Origin of the sequence: Streptomyces sp. NPDC051561, from assembly GCF_044454195.1 — a bacterium.
Taxonomy (GTDB): domain Bacteria; phylum Actinomycetota; class Actinomycetes; order Streptomycetales; family Streptomycetaceae; genus Streptomyces.
The window spans coordinates 70,245-87,970 of sequence record NZ_JBITDM010000024.1 but is presented as its reverse complement, the minus strand read 5'-3'; the positions used below and the strand labels follow the sequence as shown (position 1 = coordinate 87,970).

The window sequence follows — 17,726 nt, the reverse complement described above, 5'->3', positions numbered from 1 at the left end:
TCTCCGCCACCCCTGTGGATAACGTTGTCCACAGGAAGCGAGGAGTCGTTTGGTGCTTTGTCGGTGCCATCGGGTTGCATGGGGGCATGACCAACGCAGATCTCAGGGCATCAGCAGACTCCGTACTGTCCCGCCTCGTCGGGGACCCCACCGGAGAGGCCCGGCTGCGCGAGGACCAGTGGCGGGCCATCGAGGCTCTCGTCGCGGACAAGCGCAGGGCGCTGGTCGTGCAGCGGACCGGGTGGGGCAAGTCCGCCGTCTACTTCGTGGCGACCTCCCTGCTGCGGGCGCAGGGCAACGGCCCGACCGTGATCGTCTCCCCGCTGCTCGCCCTCATGCGCAACCAGGTGGAGGCCGCCGCGCGGGCCGGCATCCGCGCCCGCACCATCAATTCGTCCAACCAGGAGGAGTGGGAGTCCGTCCAGGCCGAGGTGGCCGCGGGCGAGGTCGACGTGCTGCTGGTCTCGCCGGAGCGGCTGAACAACCCGGACTTCCGCGACAACGTCCTGCCCAAACTGTCCGCCGCGACCGGCCTCCTCGTGGTCGACGAGGCACACTGCATCTCCGACTGGGGGCACGACTTCCGGCCCGACTACCGCCGGCTGCGCACCATGCTGGCCGAGTTGCCGCCGGGCGTTCCGGTACTGGCCACCACCGCGACGGCCAACTCCCGGGTGACCGCCGATGTCGCCGAGCAGCTCGGCACGGGCGCCGGCACGGACGCGCTGGTGCTGCGCGGCCCGCTGGACCGGGAGAGCCTCAGCCTGAGCGTCCTTCAGCTCCCGGACGCGGCAAGCAGGTTGGCGTGGCTCGCCGACCATCTCGACGACCTGCCGGGCTCGGGGATCATCTACACGCTGACCGTGGCGGCCGCCGAGGAGGTCACCACCTATCTGCGCCGTCGCGGGCACACAGTCTCCTCGTACACCGGACGCACCGAGAACGCCGACCGGATGCAGGCGGAGGAGGACCTCCTGGGCAACCGGGTCAAGGCATTGGTCGCCACCTCCGCGCTCGGCATGGGCTTCGACAAGCCCGACCTCGGGTTCGTGGTGCACCTGGGCTCGCCGTCGTCCCCGATCGCCTACTACCAGCAGGTGGGCCGCGCGGGGCGCGGGGTGGAGCACGCGGAGGTACTGCTGCTTCCCGGCAAGGAGGACGAGGCGATCTGGAAGTACTTCGCCTCGGTGTCCTTCCCGCCCGAGGAGCTCGTACGGCGCACCCTCGACGCGCTCGCGCAGTCGTCGAAGCCGCTGTCGCTGCCCGCCCTCGAACCGATGGTGGACCTGCGGCGCACCCGCCTCGAAGCGATGCTCAAGGTCCTGGACGTGGACGGCGCGGTGCACCGGGAGAAGGGCGGCTGGACCTCCACCGGACAGCCCTGGGTGTACGACGCCGAGCGGTACGCATGGGTGGCCAGGCAGCGTGACGCCGAGCAGCAGGCGATGCGGGAGTACGCGTCGACAACGGGCTGCCGGATGGAGTTCCTCCGCCGCCAGCTCGACGACGAGGAGGCCGCGCCGTGCGGCCGGTGCGACAACTGCGCGGGGCCGAGGTTCGACGGCGAGGTCTCCGGTACATCACTGGACGCGGCCCGTGGTGAACTCGGGCGCCCCGGTGTGGAGGTGGAGCCGCGCAAGATGTGGCCGACCGGGCTGCCTGCGGTGGGCATCGATCTGAAGGGGCGCATCCCGCAGGACGAGATCGCCCTGCCGGGGCGTGCGCTCGGCCGCCTCTCGGACATCGGCTGGGGCAACCGGCTACGCCCGATGCTGGCCGCCCAGGCCGCGGACGGCCCGGTTCCGGACGATGTGTTCCAGGCGGTGGTGACCGTGCTGGCCGACTGGGCGAAGGGGTCCGGCGGTTGGGCGTCCGGCGGGGAGGAAGCGCCGCCGCGTCCGGTGGGCGTGGTCACCGTCCCGTCGTTCCGGCGGCGGGAGCTGGTCTCTTCGCTGGGGGCGCGGGTCGCCGAGGTGGGCCGGATGCCGTTCCTCGGTTCGCTGGAGTACGCCCCGGAGGCCGCAGGGGCGCCGTTGCCGCAGGCCAACAGTGCCCAGCGGGTCCGCTCCCTGCACCAAGTGCTGACCGTTCCGACGCAGTTGGCGCAGGCGCTGGCCGCGGCGGAGGGCCCGGTGCTGCTGGTGGACGATCTCTCGGACACCGGGTGGACGCTCGCCATGGCGGCACGGCTGCTGCGCCGGGCCGGAGCGGAAGGGGTGTTTCCGCTGGTCCTCGCCGTTCAGGGGTGACGAGAGGCATCGGGAGCGGTCCGACTGGGCAGAGATATCGGTGTCATACCCACAGAATCCGGTCGGCCGCCTCAATTGCTCGTTGCCGCATTCCCTCGCGCCAGGAAGAATTGGAAGCGCTCCCGCACGGCTCCTGTGGTCCGCAAGGGCTGTGCCGTGGCGCGCCCCCACTCGACCTTGCCCGCAGCCGTGGGCGCGTATGCGAAGGGAGGACCGTGACCTTCGGATTCGCTCCGTCGCAAAGTCCGCTCAGCCCGTCGTCCGCCGATCCGGCCAGTCGCCTGGGCCGGACGCTGGAGCCTGCCGAGTGGGCCTCGGCGGGAATTCCCCTGCTGCGCAACCCGCGTGAGGTCGTCAGCGGTCTGCACGCCCGTCATCAGCCGACCCCGGCCACCGCCGTCGTCGCCGTACTGGATCCCGAGGAACGGCTCACCGCCAGCGCCTCGTTCGTCCGCAGGTCGTCCCCCGCGGACGGCTGGGAGTTGCGCAACGCGCTCCTCGCCCATCTGCGCAGGGTCATTCCGCACGACCTCCGCCGCCGTACGCCGGTCAGGACCGCCGTACTGCTCTACTGCCGTGACGGCGACGAGCGTTGGACGGAGGAGGACGGCGCGTGGATGTGGGGGCTGCGCGATGCCTGCACTCTGCACGGGCTGCGCTGCGGGGCGTACATCACGCTGACCCGCGGCGGTTGGCAGGTGCTCGGGGAGGGGCGCGGCGGGCGCCGGCCCTACGCGGGGTCGCGGCCGTTCGGGCTCGCTGACTCGCTGGCCGAGTCCGACCCCACCCCGCAGCGCACCGGCGGCGGGGCGGCTGACGCCCTGCGCCGGGCGGCGGCCCGCTGATCCGGCAGTGTCACTGCCGGATCAGCGCAGCACGCGACGGCCTCAGACTCCGGCGCCGAGACCGGAGTTGATGCGCTCCGGGTCGCCGCAGACGATCAGCAGCACCCCGGCGCGTTCCCGCGCCCCGGGCAGTGTCCTGGCCAGCGTCTCCGCCGCCTCGTCGTTGACCGCGACAACCACCACCGGGCGGGTGGCAGCCCGCTCCGCGGCGCCGATGTCCGCGTAGAAGACGTCGTCACCGGCGTCCTGCTGCGCCCAGTAGGACGCCTCGCCGAACGACAGCTCGTGGGCGGCCCACGGGTGGTGCTCACCCGTGGTCAGCACCAGCACGTCGCCCGGCGCGCGGCCGGAGTCGAGCAGCAGGTCCACGGCCTCCTCGGCGGCATCGAGCGCACCGTTCGCAGGAGCCGGGATCAGCTGGATCTGGGGCCGGTCCGCAGCCGGAGCGGCAGCGGCGGCAGGGGAAGCGGAACGATTCTCCGCAACGGGGGCCTGCGGCCTGTCGGCCGAGACGCGGGTCCGCTGGGCCGGCGGCCCGGGGCGGACATGGGGACCGGGGCGCGGCACCGCCGCGGGACGCGGGCCGGGTACGGGGCGAGGGGTCGGCACGGTCCGGCCGGCGGCCGGAGTGGTGCGGGGACCCTGGGCGCTCTCGTGAATCTGAGGCTCCTGTGGAATGAGAGGCATGAGTGGAAATCTTTCGGCCGCCGACGCGGCAGGCGCCGGCGAGTGGTGCATGAGGTGGTGCTTCCTGCGACGTGCGGCGCTGGCCGCACGTCCGGCAGAGCTGTGCCGAGCGGTGAACGCTCAGAATTCGAAGCCGAGTTGGCCCCCGCTTTCCAGTGCTGCGGCGGCTGCCGAGATCCGGTGTTTCTTGAGGTGCCGCCACTGCGGGAGCCCGTCGAGATAGGACCAGGAGAGGCGGTGGTGCGCGGTCGGCCCGAGTTCCGCGAGGGCCGCCTGGTGCACGGGGGACGGATAACCGGCGTTGGCCGCGAAGCCGTAGGGCGCACAGCCCCCGGACTCCGATTCCAACTCCGCCATCATCGCGTCCCTGCGCACCTTGGCGATCACCGAGGCGGCCGCGACCGCGATGCAGGACTGGTCGCCCTTGATCACCGTACGGACCTTCCAGGGTGCCCCGAGGTAGTCGTGTTTCCCGTCGAGGATGACCGCATCGGGCCGTACCGGCAAGGCATTTAGCGCACGTTCGGCGGCGAGCCGCAGGGCCGCCGTCATCCCGAGTTCGTCGATCTCCTCGGGAGTCGAGTGGCCGAGCGCGTACGACGTGACCCAGTCCTCCAGGAGCAGCACGATTTCGTCGCGGCGCTTGGGGCTGAGGAGCTTGGAGTCGGTGAGTCCGTCGGGCGGGCGACGCAGTCCGGTGACCGCGGCACACACGGTGACGGGTCCGGCCCACGCTCCGCGTCCGACCTCGTCGACTCCGGCGACGGTCTTGGCACCGGTGGTGGCGCGCAGTGAGCGCTCGACGGTGTGAGTGGGAGGTTCGTACGGCATGGCGCCAGTCAGGGTACGCCGCCGGGGGCGGGCCGCAACACCCACCCCGCCCCGTTGGCGCACACGTTCGCCGACGGGGCGGGGCGCGGCTTCACCGACGTAACCCCTGACCTGCTGAAATGGCCCGGGGGCCAGTGGCAGGTCTCGCTGTTCCAGTGGTCGTACCCGCTGGTCCCGCGGGTACGACCACTCGCACCCGCTGTTCCAGCGGCCGTATCCGCTGGCCTAACGGCCGTACTCGCCGCTGTCGCCCGGGTCGAGGCCGCCGCAGCTGAGCACCGCGGGGTCGAGCGGGTGCGCGGCGAGGATGTCTACGGCGCGCTGCTCGCTGCGACTGGTGGCGTACCAGGGGCTCTTCTCGTCCAGGTCCTTCGCGATGCCGCGCAGCGCGCAGGTGCGTTGCGGCTCGGGGAGGGTGTTGAGGGCGGGCACGGCGTCGGCGGAGAGGTCCTGGAAGTACGCGACGTCGATCACCTTCTGCTCCTCGAAGCGGGCGACATTGCGGTCCGCGACCAGGGCGTCCGGCGAGAGGAATCCGAAGGCCAGTACGGCGATCGCGGCGCTGCCCGCGACGGCGCGGGGCAGCCACCGTCCGCCGAACACTCCGGCGGCCATGATCAGGACGATCACCACACCGAGCCAGATCTCCATGGCGGTCACGGAGACCCGCAGCCGGGTCAGGCCGTAGTGCTCGACGTAGAGGTCCATCCGGCGCAGCGCCGAGGCGACGACGACCAGCGTGAGCAGGCACAGAACTCCGAGCACGGAGCGCACCAGCACCGTGTCGCGGGCGCTGGAACGCGGCGCCCAGCGCTTGGCGAAAGTGATCACGACGAGGGTCAGCAGGGTGGCCCACAGCAGCTGCCAGAATCCCTGCCGGGCGTATTCGGCACGCTCCAGGCCGGTCACCTCAAGCACCTTCTCGTAGCCGCCGAGCAGGACGGTCAGCTGGACCGCGATGAAGGCCGCGAAGAGCAGATTGAGCACAATGAGCGGAAGCGCCCATTCCATGCGCCCGCGTTCCCGGCCCGGGGCGATCTTGGCCTTGTCCCACTGGTGCGGTGCGGCGGCGGTACGGGCGGCCGCCAGTGCGCCGATGAGTCCGAGGGCGAACAGCAGGATCCGCCACGGCCCGTCGGACACCTCGGCCTCGGGGACCAGCTTGCCGAGGAGTTCGGCGAAGGCGGCGTCCGCGCTGGCGAACAGCGCGCCGAACACCACCAGCAGGGCGGCGGCGATCGCCGCGGTGCGCACCGCCGGGCCCCACCGGTCCCGCGACCCGTCGGCCCGTTCACGCAGGCTGCGCCAGCCCCATGCGATGCCGGGGATCACCGAGCCGACGATGCCCAGTGAGCCGATCAGGACACCGGTCCAGGTCCGGCTGCCGTGCAGCGCGAGCGACCCCAGTGCGAGCGCGGAGACCAGGGCGAGGAAGGTCGGCCAGCCCGCGTCCCGCAGCGCGGGTATCGCGAGGAGGGCGAGCCCGCCGAGGCCCCAGACCAGTGTCCAGGGGCGGACGCGGCGGCCTGCCGCCTGGGCGGCGAAGAACGCGGCCAGGGCAGCCGGCACCGCCACGATCAGCAGGTTCGCGCCGAGCCCCTCGCCGAGGAACAGGCCGCTGACCAGGGCGGTGGCCAGGACCGCCCAGAGCGACGCGGCGCGCGCCCGCGCGGGGGCAGCCGGCCGGACACCGGCGCGCCAGGCGGGTGGCTGGGCATTCTGCCGCTGGCGCTGCTGGTGGGCCTGCCACTGCTCCCACTGCTGGCGGCGCAGGTGCTCGGGCAGCTGGTTGTGCAGGTACGCCGGCACGGCGGGCGGCACGACTGTGGCGTCGCCAGGACCGGCGGCCGCCCCCGCAGGCTTGTCCACCCCCTTGGCGGTGGACGGTGCGGCTGCGGACGGTGCGGCTGCGGACGACTCGGACGGAACTGCGTCTTCAGGCACGGGACCCCCTCCCGACCAGGCGCTTCGCGCTTCGCGCAAGGCGTGGCGGCCAGGGCCCGGCATCTCGATCGGCGCGCGCCCGTGATGATCAACGGGGCGGCGTGGCCGTCAGAGTAGCCCGAAGGGTGAACGGCCGGTCGCTCGCCCCGGGATAGGGACACAACCGTGACAGCGCATGGCACTGCGGCGACCGGCTGATGGGTATCGGGGTTGCCTTCCCACCGGACTCACGGCATGAAGGAACGGCACGGCAGGCGTCCACGGGCCGTACGAACGGCGTCACCGTCACAGGCGGCCCGGCCGCCCACGCCGACGAGGGGGCGCGCCCCACCCGCTGTGTGGGCGGCCTGCGGCTCAGACCGCCGCCGCGGGCATCCACTCCGGCAGCGTCTCGGTCCGCTCCAGCCAGGCGTCCGGCGGGGCGGCCACCTTGGCGCCCGCGAGTACTCCGCCGACGATGGCGCAATTGGTGTCGACATCGCCGCCGACCTGCGCGGTCGTCCAGAACGCCCGCTCGTAGTCGCCCAGACCCCGGGCCGCGGACCAGATCGCGAACGGCACCGTGTCGTGCGCGCTGGTGCGCCGTCCACAGCCGAGTACGGCGGCGACCGTGGTGGCGTCGTCGTAGTCGAGCATGTTGCGGGCCCGGCGCAGTCCGGCGGCGACCGCGCTGCGCGGGACGAGTGCGATCACCGCGTCGAGCAGCCCGGCCGGGGTCGGCGGGCCTGCCGGCGAGGCGACCAGTGCGGCAGCGGCGGCGACCGCCATCGCCCCCATCACGGCTTCCCGGTGCTGGTGGGTGACGTACGCGGAGATCTCGGCCTGGTGGGTCGCCTGCTCGGGGTCGTCGGCGTACCAGGCGCCGAGCGGGGCGATGCGCATGGCGGCGCCGTTGCCCCAGGAGCCGCGGCCGTCGAACAGCGCGGAGGCCAGCTCGCGCCAGTCGCCGCCCTCGCGGACCAGCCGCAGCATGCGGTTCACGGCGGGGCCGTAGCCGCGGTCGAAGTCGTGGTGGTCGGCGAAGGAGTGCGCGAGGGCATCCTGGTCGATCCGGCCGTGCTCGGCGAGTACGGCCAGTACGGAGGCGGCCATCTCGGTGTCGTCGGTCCACTGCCAGTCGCCGGCGGGCAGTTCGCGGCGCTTGAGCAGGGGGTAGTTGGCGGGGACGAAGAACTGGGAGCCCAGTGCGTCTCCCACGGACAGCCCTCGAAGGCTGGCCAGGGCGCGCGCGTAGCGCGGGTCGGAAGCGGAGTCAGCGGTCATTGCTGTGCACTCTAACCGGTGACCGTAAACCCCTCCCCAAAGGATTTGACGCAGGTCGGGGAAGCCTCCCCGGCGATCAGCCGGTGATCCTCGACCTCTCCCCCGTGAGCCCGTACGGCTCCGGGGCCCGCCAGCGCGCGAACGGCCGGTCCATCGTGTAGCGCCCCTCCTCCCCCAGTTCCAGCACCCGCATCTCCGCGTTCTCCGGGTTGGACAGCACCTCGAACTCGTCCACCTGCCAGTGGAACCACCGCATGCAGAACAGCCGCATGGTCAGCCCGTGCGTGACGATCAGTACGTTCTCGGGGTGGTCGGCCGCCTCGAAGCTCCGGTAGAGGCTCTCCAGGAAAGCACCCACCCGGTCGTAGACGTCGGCCCCCGACTCTCCCTGCGCGAAGCGGTAGAAGAAGTGCCCGTACGCGTCCCGGTACGCCTTCTGCAGTCGTACGTCGTCCCGGTCCTGCCAGTTCCCCCAGTCCTGCTCGCGCAGCCGCGGCTCCTCCCTGACCCGCACCTGCGCGGGGTCGAGGTCGAAGGCGCGGAAGGTCTCGTGGGTGCGCCGGTAGGGGGAGACATAGGCGCTGATCCCCTCCTCGCCGAACAGTTCCCTCAGTCGCTCCCCCGCTTGCCGGGCCTGCTGCCAGCCCTTGTCGGTGAGCCTCAGTGCATGGTCGGGCTCACGTTCGTACACGGTGTCATCGGCGTTGCCCTCGGATTCGCCGTGCCGGACGAGGACGATGCGTCGCGGTCGTGCCATGCCGAAACCCTAGTTCGCATGGGTGGCGCGGGCTCAACCGGCCAGCCTTCCGGCCTCCATCCGGCGTATCTCACCGGTGAAGCGGCGGCGCAGCAGCCGGTCGTGCGAGACCACCACCAGCGCCCCTGTCCACTCGGCGAGTGCCTCTTCCAGCTCCTCCACCAGGGCGAGCGCCAGATGGTTGGCGGGCTCGTCGAGCAGCAGCAGATCGGCGGGCCTCGCCAGCAGCCGGGCCAGCGCGAGCCGTCGCCGCTGCCCGGCGGAGAGCGCGCCGGCCGGCACGCGCAGGTCCCGGGGGCGGAAGAGCCCGAACGACAGCAGCAACTCCTCCTGCTCGTCCACGGCGAGCGGCAGCCCGCGCCCGAACACGGCGAGCACGCTCTCCGCCGGGCGGTGCACCGCGATCTCCTGGGCGAGATAGCCGATGCGTCCCCGCCGGGTCACCGTCCCCTCGTCCGGCTCCGCCACTCCCACCATCAGCCGCAGCAGCGTGCTCTTGCCCGCCCCGTTGCCGCCGTGGATGAGCAGCCGCTGCCCCGCGTCGACGGTGAGCGAGTCGACCGAGAGACGACCCGCGACCCGCACCCCGTCGAGCGCGACCAGCGTCCCCTCGGCCGCCCCCGCCACCGGCCGGGCCCGGAACCGTATCGGCTCCGGCGGTCTGGCCACCGGCTCCTCGTCCATCCGGCGCAGCCGCTCCTGGGCGTTGCGCACCCGGGAGGAGACCGAGGCCTGCACCCGGTTGCCCGCCCTGCCGTACGCCATCTTGTTCCGGTCCTGCATGGCGCGGCCCTGGGAGACCGCGTGGGCGGTGGTGCCGGTGTACTCCTCCAGGCGCTCCCGTTCCTCGCACCACTGGGAGTACGCCTGCTCCCAGCGGGCCCTGGCGGCGGCCTGCTCGGCGCGGAAGCCCGCATACCCGTCGCCGTACCGCACGACGGTGTGCCGGTCGGCGTCCACCTCCAGGACGGAGGTGGCGATCCGCTCCAGGAACAGCCGGTCGTGGGAGACGGCGACGACCGTCCCGCCGTGGGCGAGCAGTGCGCTCTCCAGCCAGTCCAGCGCGGATTCGTCGAGGTGGTTGGTGGGCTCGTCGAGCAGCATCACCTCGGGAGCCGCCGCGATCAGGCAGGCGATCCCGAGCCTCGCCTGCTCACCGCCGGACAGACTGCCGAGCAGCCGCTCCCGTCCTATGTGGGCGAGACCGAGACCGTGCAGGGCCTTGTCGACCCGGGCGTCCGCCTCGTACCCGCCGCGCAGTTCGAAGACGGTGAGCAGATCGCCGTACTCGGTGAGCACCGACTCGTCCGCGGAGCCGAGGTCCGCCTCCAGCACACGCAGCCGGTCCTCGACGGCCCGCAGTTCGGCGAGTGCGGCGTCCACCGCGTCGTCGACCGTGCGGTCCTGGGGCAGTTGCGGAGTCTGGGCGAGCAGCCCCGCACCGCGCTCGGCGAGCGTCACCACCTCACCCTCGTCGGGCAGTTCGAGACCGGCGAGCAGTCTCAGCAGTGTGGACTTGCCTGCGCCGTTCTCCCCCACGATGCCTATCCGCTCACCGGGGCGGACGGTCAGCGAGACGTCATCGAGGAGCAGTCGGTCGCCGCGGGAGACGGTCACACCGCGCAGCGAGATCTGGGTTCGTGCGGACAAGGGCGCCTCCGTGAGTCAGGGGTCAGGATACGGCCGGCGAGCGACCGCTAACGCGATGGATGTTGCGTTACGCTCACCATGACACAGCCCAGCCCCTTAACGCAACAGGAGTAGCAATTGAATTCCCAGACGTCTTCCGAACCTGCCCAGACGCCTCTCGGACCCGCTCAGACACCCTCCGAACCCGCCCAGGCGCCCTCCGACCCCACCCAGGCGCCTCCCCAACCCGCGCCGACGGCCACGGCCACGGCCCCCGGCACCCGCCGCCCCGGCGGTCGCACCGCCCGCACCCGCACCGCAGTCCGCGACGCGGTCCTCACCGGCCTCTCCGAACACGGCTACCCGGGACTCACCGTCGAGTACGTCGCCGAGCACTCCGGCGTACACAAGACGACCCTCTACCGCCGCTGGGGCAGCCTCGAAGGCATGGTCGCCGACGCCCTCGACATGGCGGGCGAGGACAACTGGACCCCGCCCGACACCGGCAGCCTGGAAGGCGACCTGCGCGCCCTGGCCCGCGGCACGGCCGAATCCTTCGCCGACCCCGCCCAGGCCGCCGCCCCCACCGCGTTCGTCGCCGCCGCGTTCCAGTCGCCCCAGGCGGCAGAGGCCCTCCGCGCCTTCTACACCGAGCGCTTCAGCCGCTGCGAGGCCCTGGTCACCCGCGCCGTCGCCCGCGGCGAGGCGGCGCCCGGCACCGATGCGGGGGCCGTTGTCCGCGCCCTCTCCGCACCGCTCTTCCTGCGGCTGTTCATCACCCGCGAACCGGTCGACGAAGCGCTCTGCGACCAGACCGCCGCAGCAGTACTCGCCGCCGTCGACTCCGGGGCGTACCGCCGGAACCAACCCGCCCGGTGATCAGGCCGGCGCACCCCGACCGGGATCACCCGGTGATCAGGCCGGCGCACCCCGACCGGGATCAACCGCGCGGCAACCTCACACCGTCCAACCCGGCTCCAGCGCCACCACGTCCCCCGCCAGCGCCGCCACATCCGCCTCCGTCTGCGCCCGCAGTGCCAGCCGTTCCACCCGCTCCGCCCGGTACTTCCCGTGCTCGGCCGCCGACTGCCACATCGACAGCACCAGGAACTCGCTCCCCGGCGCCTCCCCGAACACCCCCCGCAGCATCCCGGGCGACCCGGCCATGGCCGGATTCCAGACCTTCTCCTGCATCAGCGCAAAGTGCTCGACCCGGTCCTCGCGCACCTTGCAGTGCGCGATCCGCACCACATCGGCATCGGTGAAACGGGGCTCGAAACCCGTCTTGATGTCGAAGCGGTGGTCGAAGAGTCTGACCTGGATGTCCTTGTACGTTCCTGACTGGCCGGCCGCGAGCCGGTCGTGCGAGCGCGCCATGAAGGAGTCGTAGAAGGCACGGCTCTCCCAGAAGGCGAAGACATGGGCCACCCCGTCCCGCCCTCGGCTCCAACCGCCGCTCTGGCCCCGGAATCCCGGTTCGCCGAGCAGCCCCGCCCACTTCCGCTGTCCCCGTTCAAAACCGCGACGGTCGGTCACGGTGCAGCGAATCCACTTGACCAGCACCGCGCCATCGTACGGCCGAACGGATGGCGCAGGTCACCCTCTGCGGCGGGCACCCTCCGCCAAGCCCCTCTCCCCGAGTGCCAGTTCGACCCGTACGGCGGTTCACGGGTCACAATGGCCGCCATGTCGGCACTGCGTCACCACCCTCTCTTCGACCGCCTCGACTCCGCCCGCCACGTACTGGTCGCCGGAGCGGGCGGCGGCTTCGACATCTACTCCGGGCTCCCCCTCGCCCTCTCCCTGCTCCACCAGGGCAAGGACGTCCACCTCGCCAACCTCACCTTCGCCGCGATCGAGGGCCTGCCGCTGGACGACTGGCTCGCCCCCGACGTCGCGGCCGTCACCCCCGGATCCGCCCTCCACCAGGCGTACTTCCCCGAACGCACCCTCGCCCAGTGGCTGGAACTGCACGGCTACCCGAGCACCGTGCACGCCCTCGCACGGACCGGTGTGCAGCCGCTGCGCGCCGCGTACCGCGCACTGATCGAGCGGTACGAGATCGATGCGGTCGTCCTCGTCGACGGCGGGACCGACATCCTGATGCACGGTGACGAATCCGGCCTCGGCACCCCCGAGGAGGATCTGACCAGCGTCGCCGCGCTGGCCGGGCTTGCCGATCTGGTGCCTGAACTCCTGGTCGTCTCGGTCGGGTTCGGAGTCGACGCGTACCACGGAGTCAGCCACGGCCTCGTACTGGAGAACATCGCCGCCCTCGAACGCGACGGCACCTACCTCGGCGCTTTCTCCCTCTCCCGGTCGACCAGGGAGGGCGCCCTTTACCTGGACGCGGTGGCGCACGCCCAGCAGCACACCCCCGACCACCCCAGCATCGTCAACGGCTCGATCGCCGCCGCCATGCAGGGCGCCTTCGGGAACGTGCAGTTCACCTCCCGCACACGCGGCAGCGAACTGTTCGTCAACCCCCTCATGTCTCTCTGCTTCACCTTCGAACTCGACGGCATCGCCCGCCACTGCCGCTACCTCGACCGCATCGAGAACACCCACCTCATGCGCCAAGTCAGCACCCTGGTGGCCGAGTTCCGCGACGAGATCACCACCCGCCCGCCCCGCACCATCCCGCACTGAGAGCCGGAACGACTTGTCCGCCTCCATCCCCCCTGTGAGGATCGTCGTACAACAGGAAGCGGAGGCAAGCACGTTGAGCAGTTTCAACAAGGGGATCGCCAAAGCCGTGGTCACCCTGAAGTGGGATCCGAGCCCGCTCGGTACGGCGGCCAGCGACCTCGACATCGTCGCCGCCACCTACCGGGCCGCGGATCCCTACGGCAGCCCGGCCTATCTGGTGCACTTCGGCAGCCGGTCGCCCGACGGCACCATCACCCTCAACCGGGACAGCAAGACCGGCCAGGGCTTCGGTACGGACGAGCAGATGACGCTCGAACTCGACCGTCTCAGTGAGGAGTACGTGCGGGTGGTACTGGGCGTCGCGATCCAGCAGCGCGACGGCAGAAAGGAATTCGGTGACATAGAGAGCACCCTGATCCGGATTCTCGAAGGCCACACCGAACTCGTCAGCAACGACTTCACCGCCCTTTCGGCCGCGACCGCCGCGACCATCGGCGAATTCGTCCGAGACGACGACGGCACCTGGGAACTCCGTGAATCGGTACGGGGTTTCGACGCCGACCCGGAGGAATTCGCCCAGCTGATGGGTGCCCGCCCGGCCTGATCGTCGTCACTCCGGGAGCACCTGGACCGACGTACGAGAAGAAGCACCACGCACAAGAGAAACGCGCAAACACCACGCACAAGAGGAACGTGCGAACACGTACGAGAAGAACGCGCAAAAGGGCGGCGACCCCCTCAGGGGATCGCCGCCCTTCCGTTGTCGCGGGCCCGTCACGCCCTTACGGACGGTTCAGGCACCGGCAGATGTCAGCTGCAACCGCTGGTCGAGCCGCAGCCCTCGCAGATGTAGCAGCTGCCGGCGCGCTGCATCTTCGTACCGCAGGAGAAGCAGAGCGGGGCATCGGCGCTGACGCCGAGCTGCATCTCGACGAGCTCCGCCGAGTTGTGCGCCTGCTTCGGGGCCGGAACGACGGCCTCCGCCTTGGGGGCGACGACGGCTGCCGCGAGCGGCGCCGACTGGGACAGGCCCTCGACGTCGAGCTCGTCCTCCTCCATCGGCTCGTACGAACCGGTGTCGAGGTGGCGCTGACGCTCCTCGGCGGAGTGGATGCCGAGCGCGGAACGCGTCTCGAAGGGCAGGAAGTCCAGCGCCAGGCGGCGGAAGATGTAGTCGACGATCGACTGCGCCATCCGCACGTCCGGGTCGTCCGTCATACCGGCCGGCTCGAAGCGCATGTTGGTGAACTTCGAGACGTACGTCTCCAGCGGCACGCCGTACTGGAGGCCGACCGAGACCGCGATGGAGAAGGCGTCCATCATGCCCGCGAGGGTCGAGCCCTGCTTGGACATCTTGAGGAAGACCTCGCCGAGACCGTCGTCCGGGTAGGAGTTGGCGGTCATGTAACCCTCGGCGCCACCGACCGTGAAGGAGGTGGTGATCCCCGGGCGGCCCTTGGGCAGGCGCTTGCGGACCGGGCGGTACTCGATGACCTTCTCGACGGCCTTGCGGATCTCCGTCTCGGCCTTCGCGGTGACCTCGGTCTTCTCCTTCTCCTTGGTCTTGGCGGAGAGGGGCTGGCCGACCTTGCAGTTGTCGCGGTAGATCGCGAGCGCCTTGACGCCGAGCTTCCAGGCCTCGAAGTAGACCTCCTCGACGTCCTCAACGGTCGCCGTCTCCGGCAGGTTGACCGTCTTGGACAGGGCGCCGGAGATCCACGGCTGGATCGCGGCCATCATCCGGACGTGGCCCATCGCGGAGATGGAACGCTCGCCCATGGCGCAGTCGAAGACCTCGTAGTGCTCGGTCTTCAGACCGGGGGCGTCGATCACATTGCCGTTCTCGGCGATGTGGGCGACGACCGCCTCGATCTGCTCCTCCTGGTAACCCAGGCGGCGCAGGGCCTGCGGGACGGTGCCGTTGACGATCTGCATCGAGCCGCCGCCGACCAGCTTCTTGAACTTGACCAGGGCGAGGTCAGGCTCAAGGCCGGTGGTGTCGCAGGACATCGCGAGACCGATGGTGCCGGTGGGGGCGATGACCGAGGCCTGCGAGTTACGGAAACCGTTCTTCGCGCCGAGGCGCAGGACGTCCTGCCAGGCCTCCGTGGCGGCGGCCCAGATCGGGTTGTCCAGGTCGTCGACGTGCACGGCCGAGGCGTTGGCGTCGGCGTGCTGCTTCATGACGTCCTGGTGCGGCTGCGCGTTGCGGGCGTAGCCGTCGTACGGGCCGACGACCGCGGCCAGCTCGGCGCTGCGCTTGTACGACGTACCGGTCATCAGCGAGGTGATGGCGCCGGCGAGCGCACGGCCGCCGTCGGAGTCGTACGCGTGGCCGGTCGCCATCAGGAGGGCGCCCAGGTTGGCGTAGCCGATGCCCAGCTGGCGGAAGGCCCGGGTGTTCTCACCGATCTTCTCGGTGGGGAAGTCCGCGAAGCAGATCGAGATGTCCATCGCGGTGATGACCAGCTCGACGACCTTGGCGAAGCGCTCGGACTCGAAGGACTGGTTGCCCTTGCCGTCGTCCTTGAGGAACTTCATCAGGTTCAGCGAGGCGAGGTTGCACGAGGTGTTGTCCAGGTGCATGTACTCGCTGCACGGGTTCGAGCCGTTGATGCGGCCGGACTCCGGGCAGGTGTGCCACTTGTTGATGGTGTCGTCGTACTGGATGCCGGGGTCGGCGCAGGCCCAGGCGGCCTCGGCCATCTTGCGGAAGAGGGACTTGGCCTCGACCTCTTCGATGACGTCGCCGGTCATCCGGGCGCGCAGGCCGAACTTGCCGCCGGCCTCGACGGCCTTCATGAACTCGTCGTTCACGCGGACCGAGTTGTTGGCGTTCTGGTACTGGACGGACGTGATGTCGTCGCCGCCCAGGTCCATGTCGAAGCCCGCGTCGCGCAGGGCGCGGATCTTCTCCTCCTCCTTCACCTTGGTCTCGATGAAGTTCTCGATGTCGGGGTGGTCGACGTCGAGGATGACCATCTTGGCCGCGCGGCGGGTGGCGCCACCGGACTTGATGGTTCCGGCGGAGGCGTCGGCACCGCGCATGAAGGAGACCGGACCGGAGGCGTTGCCGCCGGAGGACAGGAGCTCCTTGGAGGAGCGGATGCGGGAGAGGTTCAGGCCGGCGCCGGAGCCGCCCTTGAAGATCATTCCCTCTTCCTTGTACCAGTCGAGGATCGACTCCATGGAGTCGTCGACGGCCAGGATGAAGCAGGCGGAGACCTGCTGCGGCTGCGGGGTGCCGACGTTGAACCAGACGGGGCTGTTGAAGCTGAAGATCTGGTGCAGCAGGGCGTACGCGAGCTCGTGCTCGAAGATCTCGGCGTCCGCAGGGGAGGCGAAGTAGTTGTAGTCCTCGCCGGCCTTCCGGTACGTCTTGACGATCCGGTCGATCAGCTGGCGCAGGCCCGTCTCGCGCTGCGGGGTGCCGACAGCGCCGCGGAAGTACTTGCTGGTGACGATGTTGACCGCGTTCACCGACCAGAAGTCGGGGAACTCGACGCCACGCTGCTCGAAGTTGATCGAGCCGTCGCGCCAGTTGGTCATGACGACGTCACGATGCTCCCAGGCCACCTCGTCGTACGGGTGCACGCCCGGAGTGGTGTGGATGCGATCGATACGCAGTCCCTTGGCCTTGGATCCCTTGTTGCGGGAACCTCGTGCCGGGCCGCTCGTCGTCTCGGTCATGCCGCCTCCCATATCGGGCTAAAACGCCCAGAAGTGCCCAGTTCTTCCTGAGGCACGGTGTGTGTCTGATGTCCCGGCCGCCGCGCGCAGCGCTTCGACCGTGACGGGTTTTGGTGCCGTCGGCATGGTGTCCGGCGGCTGATCGGCAGGAGGGCCGATCTGCTCGCGAGCCGCTATTCGGCGGCCGACGCGGGCACGGGCACCCCGGGGGGTGCGCCGGACCCGCTCTGCCGAGCGGGGGGCCGCTGGTCACGGAGTTCCGTGATCGCGGCCTCGAAGTCCTCCAGCGAGTCGAACGCCCGGTAGACGGACGCGAAGCGCAGGTAGGCGACGACGTCGAGCTCCTGGAGCGGTCCGAGGATCGCCAGGCCCACGTCGTGGGTGGTCAGCTCGGCACTGCCGGTGGCCCGCACCGCCTCTTCGACCTGCTGGCCGAGCTTGGCGAGGGCGTCCTCGGTCACCGGACGCCCCTGGCACGCCTTGCGCACGCCGGAGATGACCTTCGTACGACTGAAGGGTTCCGTCACCCCGCTGCGCTTGACCACCATCAGCGAGGCCGTCTCCACCGTCGTGAAACGGCGGGAGCAGTCGGGGCACTGACGGCGCCTGCGGATCGACGTCCCGTCGTCCGTGGTGCGACTGTCGACCACTCGGCTGTCGGGGTGCCTGCAGAAGGGGCAGTGCATGGTTCCAAGGCCTCCTTCGCGGCACGACTGAAGAGCTTCACCAGGCCGCGGAACGGGCCTTGGAAGCAGCACCCAGCATAAGCGATGACCGAGGCCCGATGGACCGCGAACCACAACTTGTGGGCAGCTGCGGAGATTCAACCACTAGATCTGGGGTTTGGCCGAGTCATCACCCCTACGCGCGTGTCGCGGCGGAAGGGGTGGGCGGCGAGTCGTCCACGAGGGTACGGGACGCGGGGACGCGACCGGGATTCCGGTCCCTCCAACGGAGCATCGGGAGATACGCGGAGGGTCCCGGAACTTCCGGGAAAGGCCCCGCGGGGTACCTTCGAGCAACTTTCGACCCGACGGAGAAGGCTACCGTAATGAGTCGAATTGCCGTTCGGCGAGATCTCGCGCGAAGGCACCTCAAGCCCGCCCCATACACCCATCCGTACGAATACGGCAGGCACTCTGCAGTTTTTCACTCGAACGTGTGTTTGGCGCAACCTTTCGA

Annotated in this window: 14 protein-coding genes; 5 read left to right on the top strand and 9 right to left on the bottom strand. The window is 70.5% G+C overall.

What is annotated here, in order from left to right; all coding sequences use genetic code 11:
* The first annotated feature begins 86 nt into the window (after nucleotides 1–86).
* Together ACIA73_RS34990 and ACIA73_RS34985 are read left to right on the top strand one after the other, a co-directional pair.
* Complete coding sequence (locus ACIA73_RS34990; RefSeq protein ID WP_399442974.1) at nucleotides 87–2,249, top strand: RecQ family ATP-dependent DNA helicase; 2,163 nt, start codon at nucleotides 87–89, stop codon at nucleotides 2,247–2,249.
* A 215-nt stretch (nucleotides 2,250–2,464) separates the two neighbouring features.
* Complete coding sequence (locus ACIA73_RS34985; RefSeq protein ID WP_399442973.1) at nucleotides 2,465–3,094, top strand: hypothetical protein; 630 nt, start codon at nucleotides 2,465–2,467, stop codon at nucleotides 3,092–3,094.
* 42 nt (nucleotides 3,095–3,136) lie between these two features.
* On the opposite strand, the gene ACIA73_RS34980 is transcribed toward ACIA73_RS34985, so the two are convergent.
* The 6 genes from ACIA73_RS34980 to ACIA73_RS34955 all read right to left on the bottom strand — a co-directional run bounded on the left by ACIA73_RS34980 (nucleotide 3,137) and on the right by ACIA73_RS34955 (nucleotide 10,226).
* Nucleotides 3,137–3,781 (bottom strand): hypothetical protein, encoded by a 645-nt coding sequence (locus tag ACIA73_RS34980; RefSeq protein ID WP_399442972.1) that lies wholly within the window; start codon nucleotides 3,779–3,781, stop codon nucleotides 3,137–3,139.
* A gap of 120 nt (nucleotides 3,782–3,901) precedes the next feature.
* A complete protein-coding gene (locus tag ACIA73_RS34975) occupies nucleotides 3,902–4,612 on the bottom strand; it encodes a ribonuclease HII (RefSeq protein WP_399442971.1) in 711 nt (236 codons plus the stop codon).
* Between the two features lie 225 nt (nucleotides 4,613–4,837).
* Nucleotides 4,838–6,619 carry a DUF4153 domain-containing protein gene (locus ACIA73_RS34970; protein ID WP_399442970.1) on the bottom strand — a complete coding sequence of 594 codons (1,782 nt, stop codon included), beginning with the start codon at nucleotides 6,617–6,619 and terminating at the stop codon, nucleotides 4,838–4,840.
* 291 nt (nucleotides 6,620–6,910) lie between these two features.
* The gene (locus ACIA73_RS34965; RefSeq protein ID WP_399442969.1) at nucleotides 6,911–7,819 is read right to left on the bottom strand and encodes an ADP-ribosylglycohydrolase family protein; all 909 of its coding nucleotides are present in this window, start codon (nucleotides 7,817–7,819) and stop codon (nucleotides 6,911–6,913) included.
* 76 nt (nucleotides 7,820–7,895) lie between these two features.
* Nucleotides 7,896–8,576 carry a histidine phosphatase family protein gene (locus ACIA73_RS34960; RefSeq protein WP_399442968.1) on the bottom strand — a complete coding sequence of 227 codons (681 nt, stop codon included), beginning with the start codon at nucleotides 8,574–8,576 and terminating at the stop codon, nucleotides 7,896–7,898.
* A gap of 33 nt (nucleotides 8,577–8,609) precedes the next feature.
* Complete coding sequence (locus ACIA73_RS34955; RefSeq protein ID WP_399442967.1) at nucleotides 8,610–10,226, bottom strand: ABC-F family ATP-binding cassette domain-containing protein; 1,617 nt, start codon at nucleotides 10,224–10,226, stop codon at nucleotides 8,610–8,612.
* 117 nt (nucleotides 10,227–10,343) lie between these two features.
* On the opposite strand from ACIA73_RS34955, the gene ACIA73_RS34950 reads away from it, so the two are divergent.
* Complete coding sequence (locus ACIA73_RS34950; protein ID WP_399442965.1) at nucleotides 10,344–11,084, top strand: TetR/AcrR family transcriptional regulator; 741 nt, start codon at nucleotides 10,344–10,346, stop codon at nucleotides 11,082–11,084.
* A gap of 78 nt (nucleotides 11,085–11,162) precedes the next feature.
* On the opposite strand, the gene ACIA73_RS34945 is transcribed toward ACIA73_RS34950, so the two are convergent.
* Entirely contained in the window at nucleotides 11,163–11,768 is a 606-nt protein-coding gene (locus tag ACIA73_RS34945; RefSeq protein WP_399442964.1) for a YdbC family protein, read from the bottom strand.
* A gap of 123 nt (nucleotides 11,769–11,891) precedes the next feature.
* Here ACIA73_RS34945 and ACIA73_RS34940 point away from each other — a divergent pair, with 123 nt between their 5' ends.
* Together ACIA73_RS34940 and ACIA73_RS34935 are read left to right on the top strand one after the other, a co-directional pair.
* Complete coding sequence (locus ACIA73_RS34940; RefSeq protein ID WP_399442963.1) at nucleotides 11,892–12,854, top strand: DUF1152 domain-containing protein; 963 nt, start codon at nucleotides 11,892–11,894, stop codon at nucleotides 12,852–12,854.
* Between the two features lie 73 nt (nucleotides 12,855–12,927).
* Entirely contained in the window at nucleotides 12,928–13,458 is a 531-nt protein-coding gene (locus ACIA73_RS34935; protein ID WP_399442962.1) for a TerD family protein, read from the top strand.
* Nucleotides 13,459–13,664: 206 nt separating this feature from the next.
* Here ACIA73_RS34935 and ACIA73_RS34930 read toward each other — a convergent pair whose 3' ends face one another.
* A complete protein-coding gene (locus tag ACIA73_RS34930; protein ID WP_399442961.1) occupies nucleotides 13,665–16,544 on the bottom strand; it encodes a vitamin B12-dependent ribonucleotide reductase in 2,880 nt (959 codons plus the stop codon).
* A 173-nt stretch (nucleotides 16,545–16,717) separates the two neighbouring features.
* Nucleotides 16,718–17,230 (bottom strand): transcriptional regulator NrdR, encoded by a 513-nt coding sequence (nrdR, locus tag ACIA73_RS34925; RefSeq protein WP_399442959.1) that lies wholly within the window; start codon nucleotides 17,228–17,230, stop codon nucleotides 16,718–16,720.
* Nucleotides 17,231–17,726 lie beyond the last annotated feature (496 nt).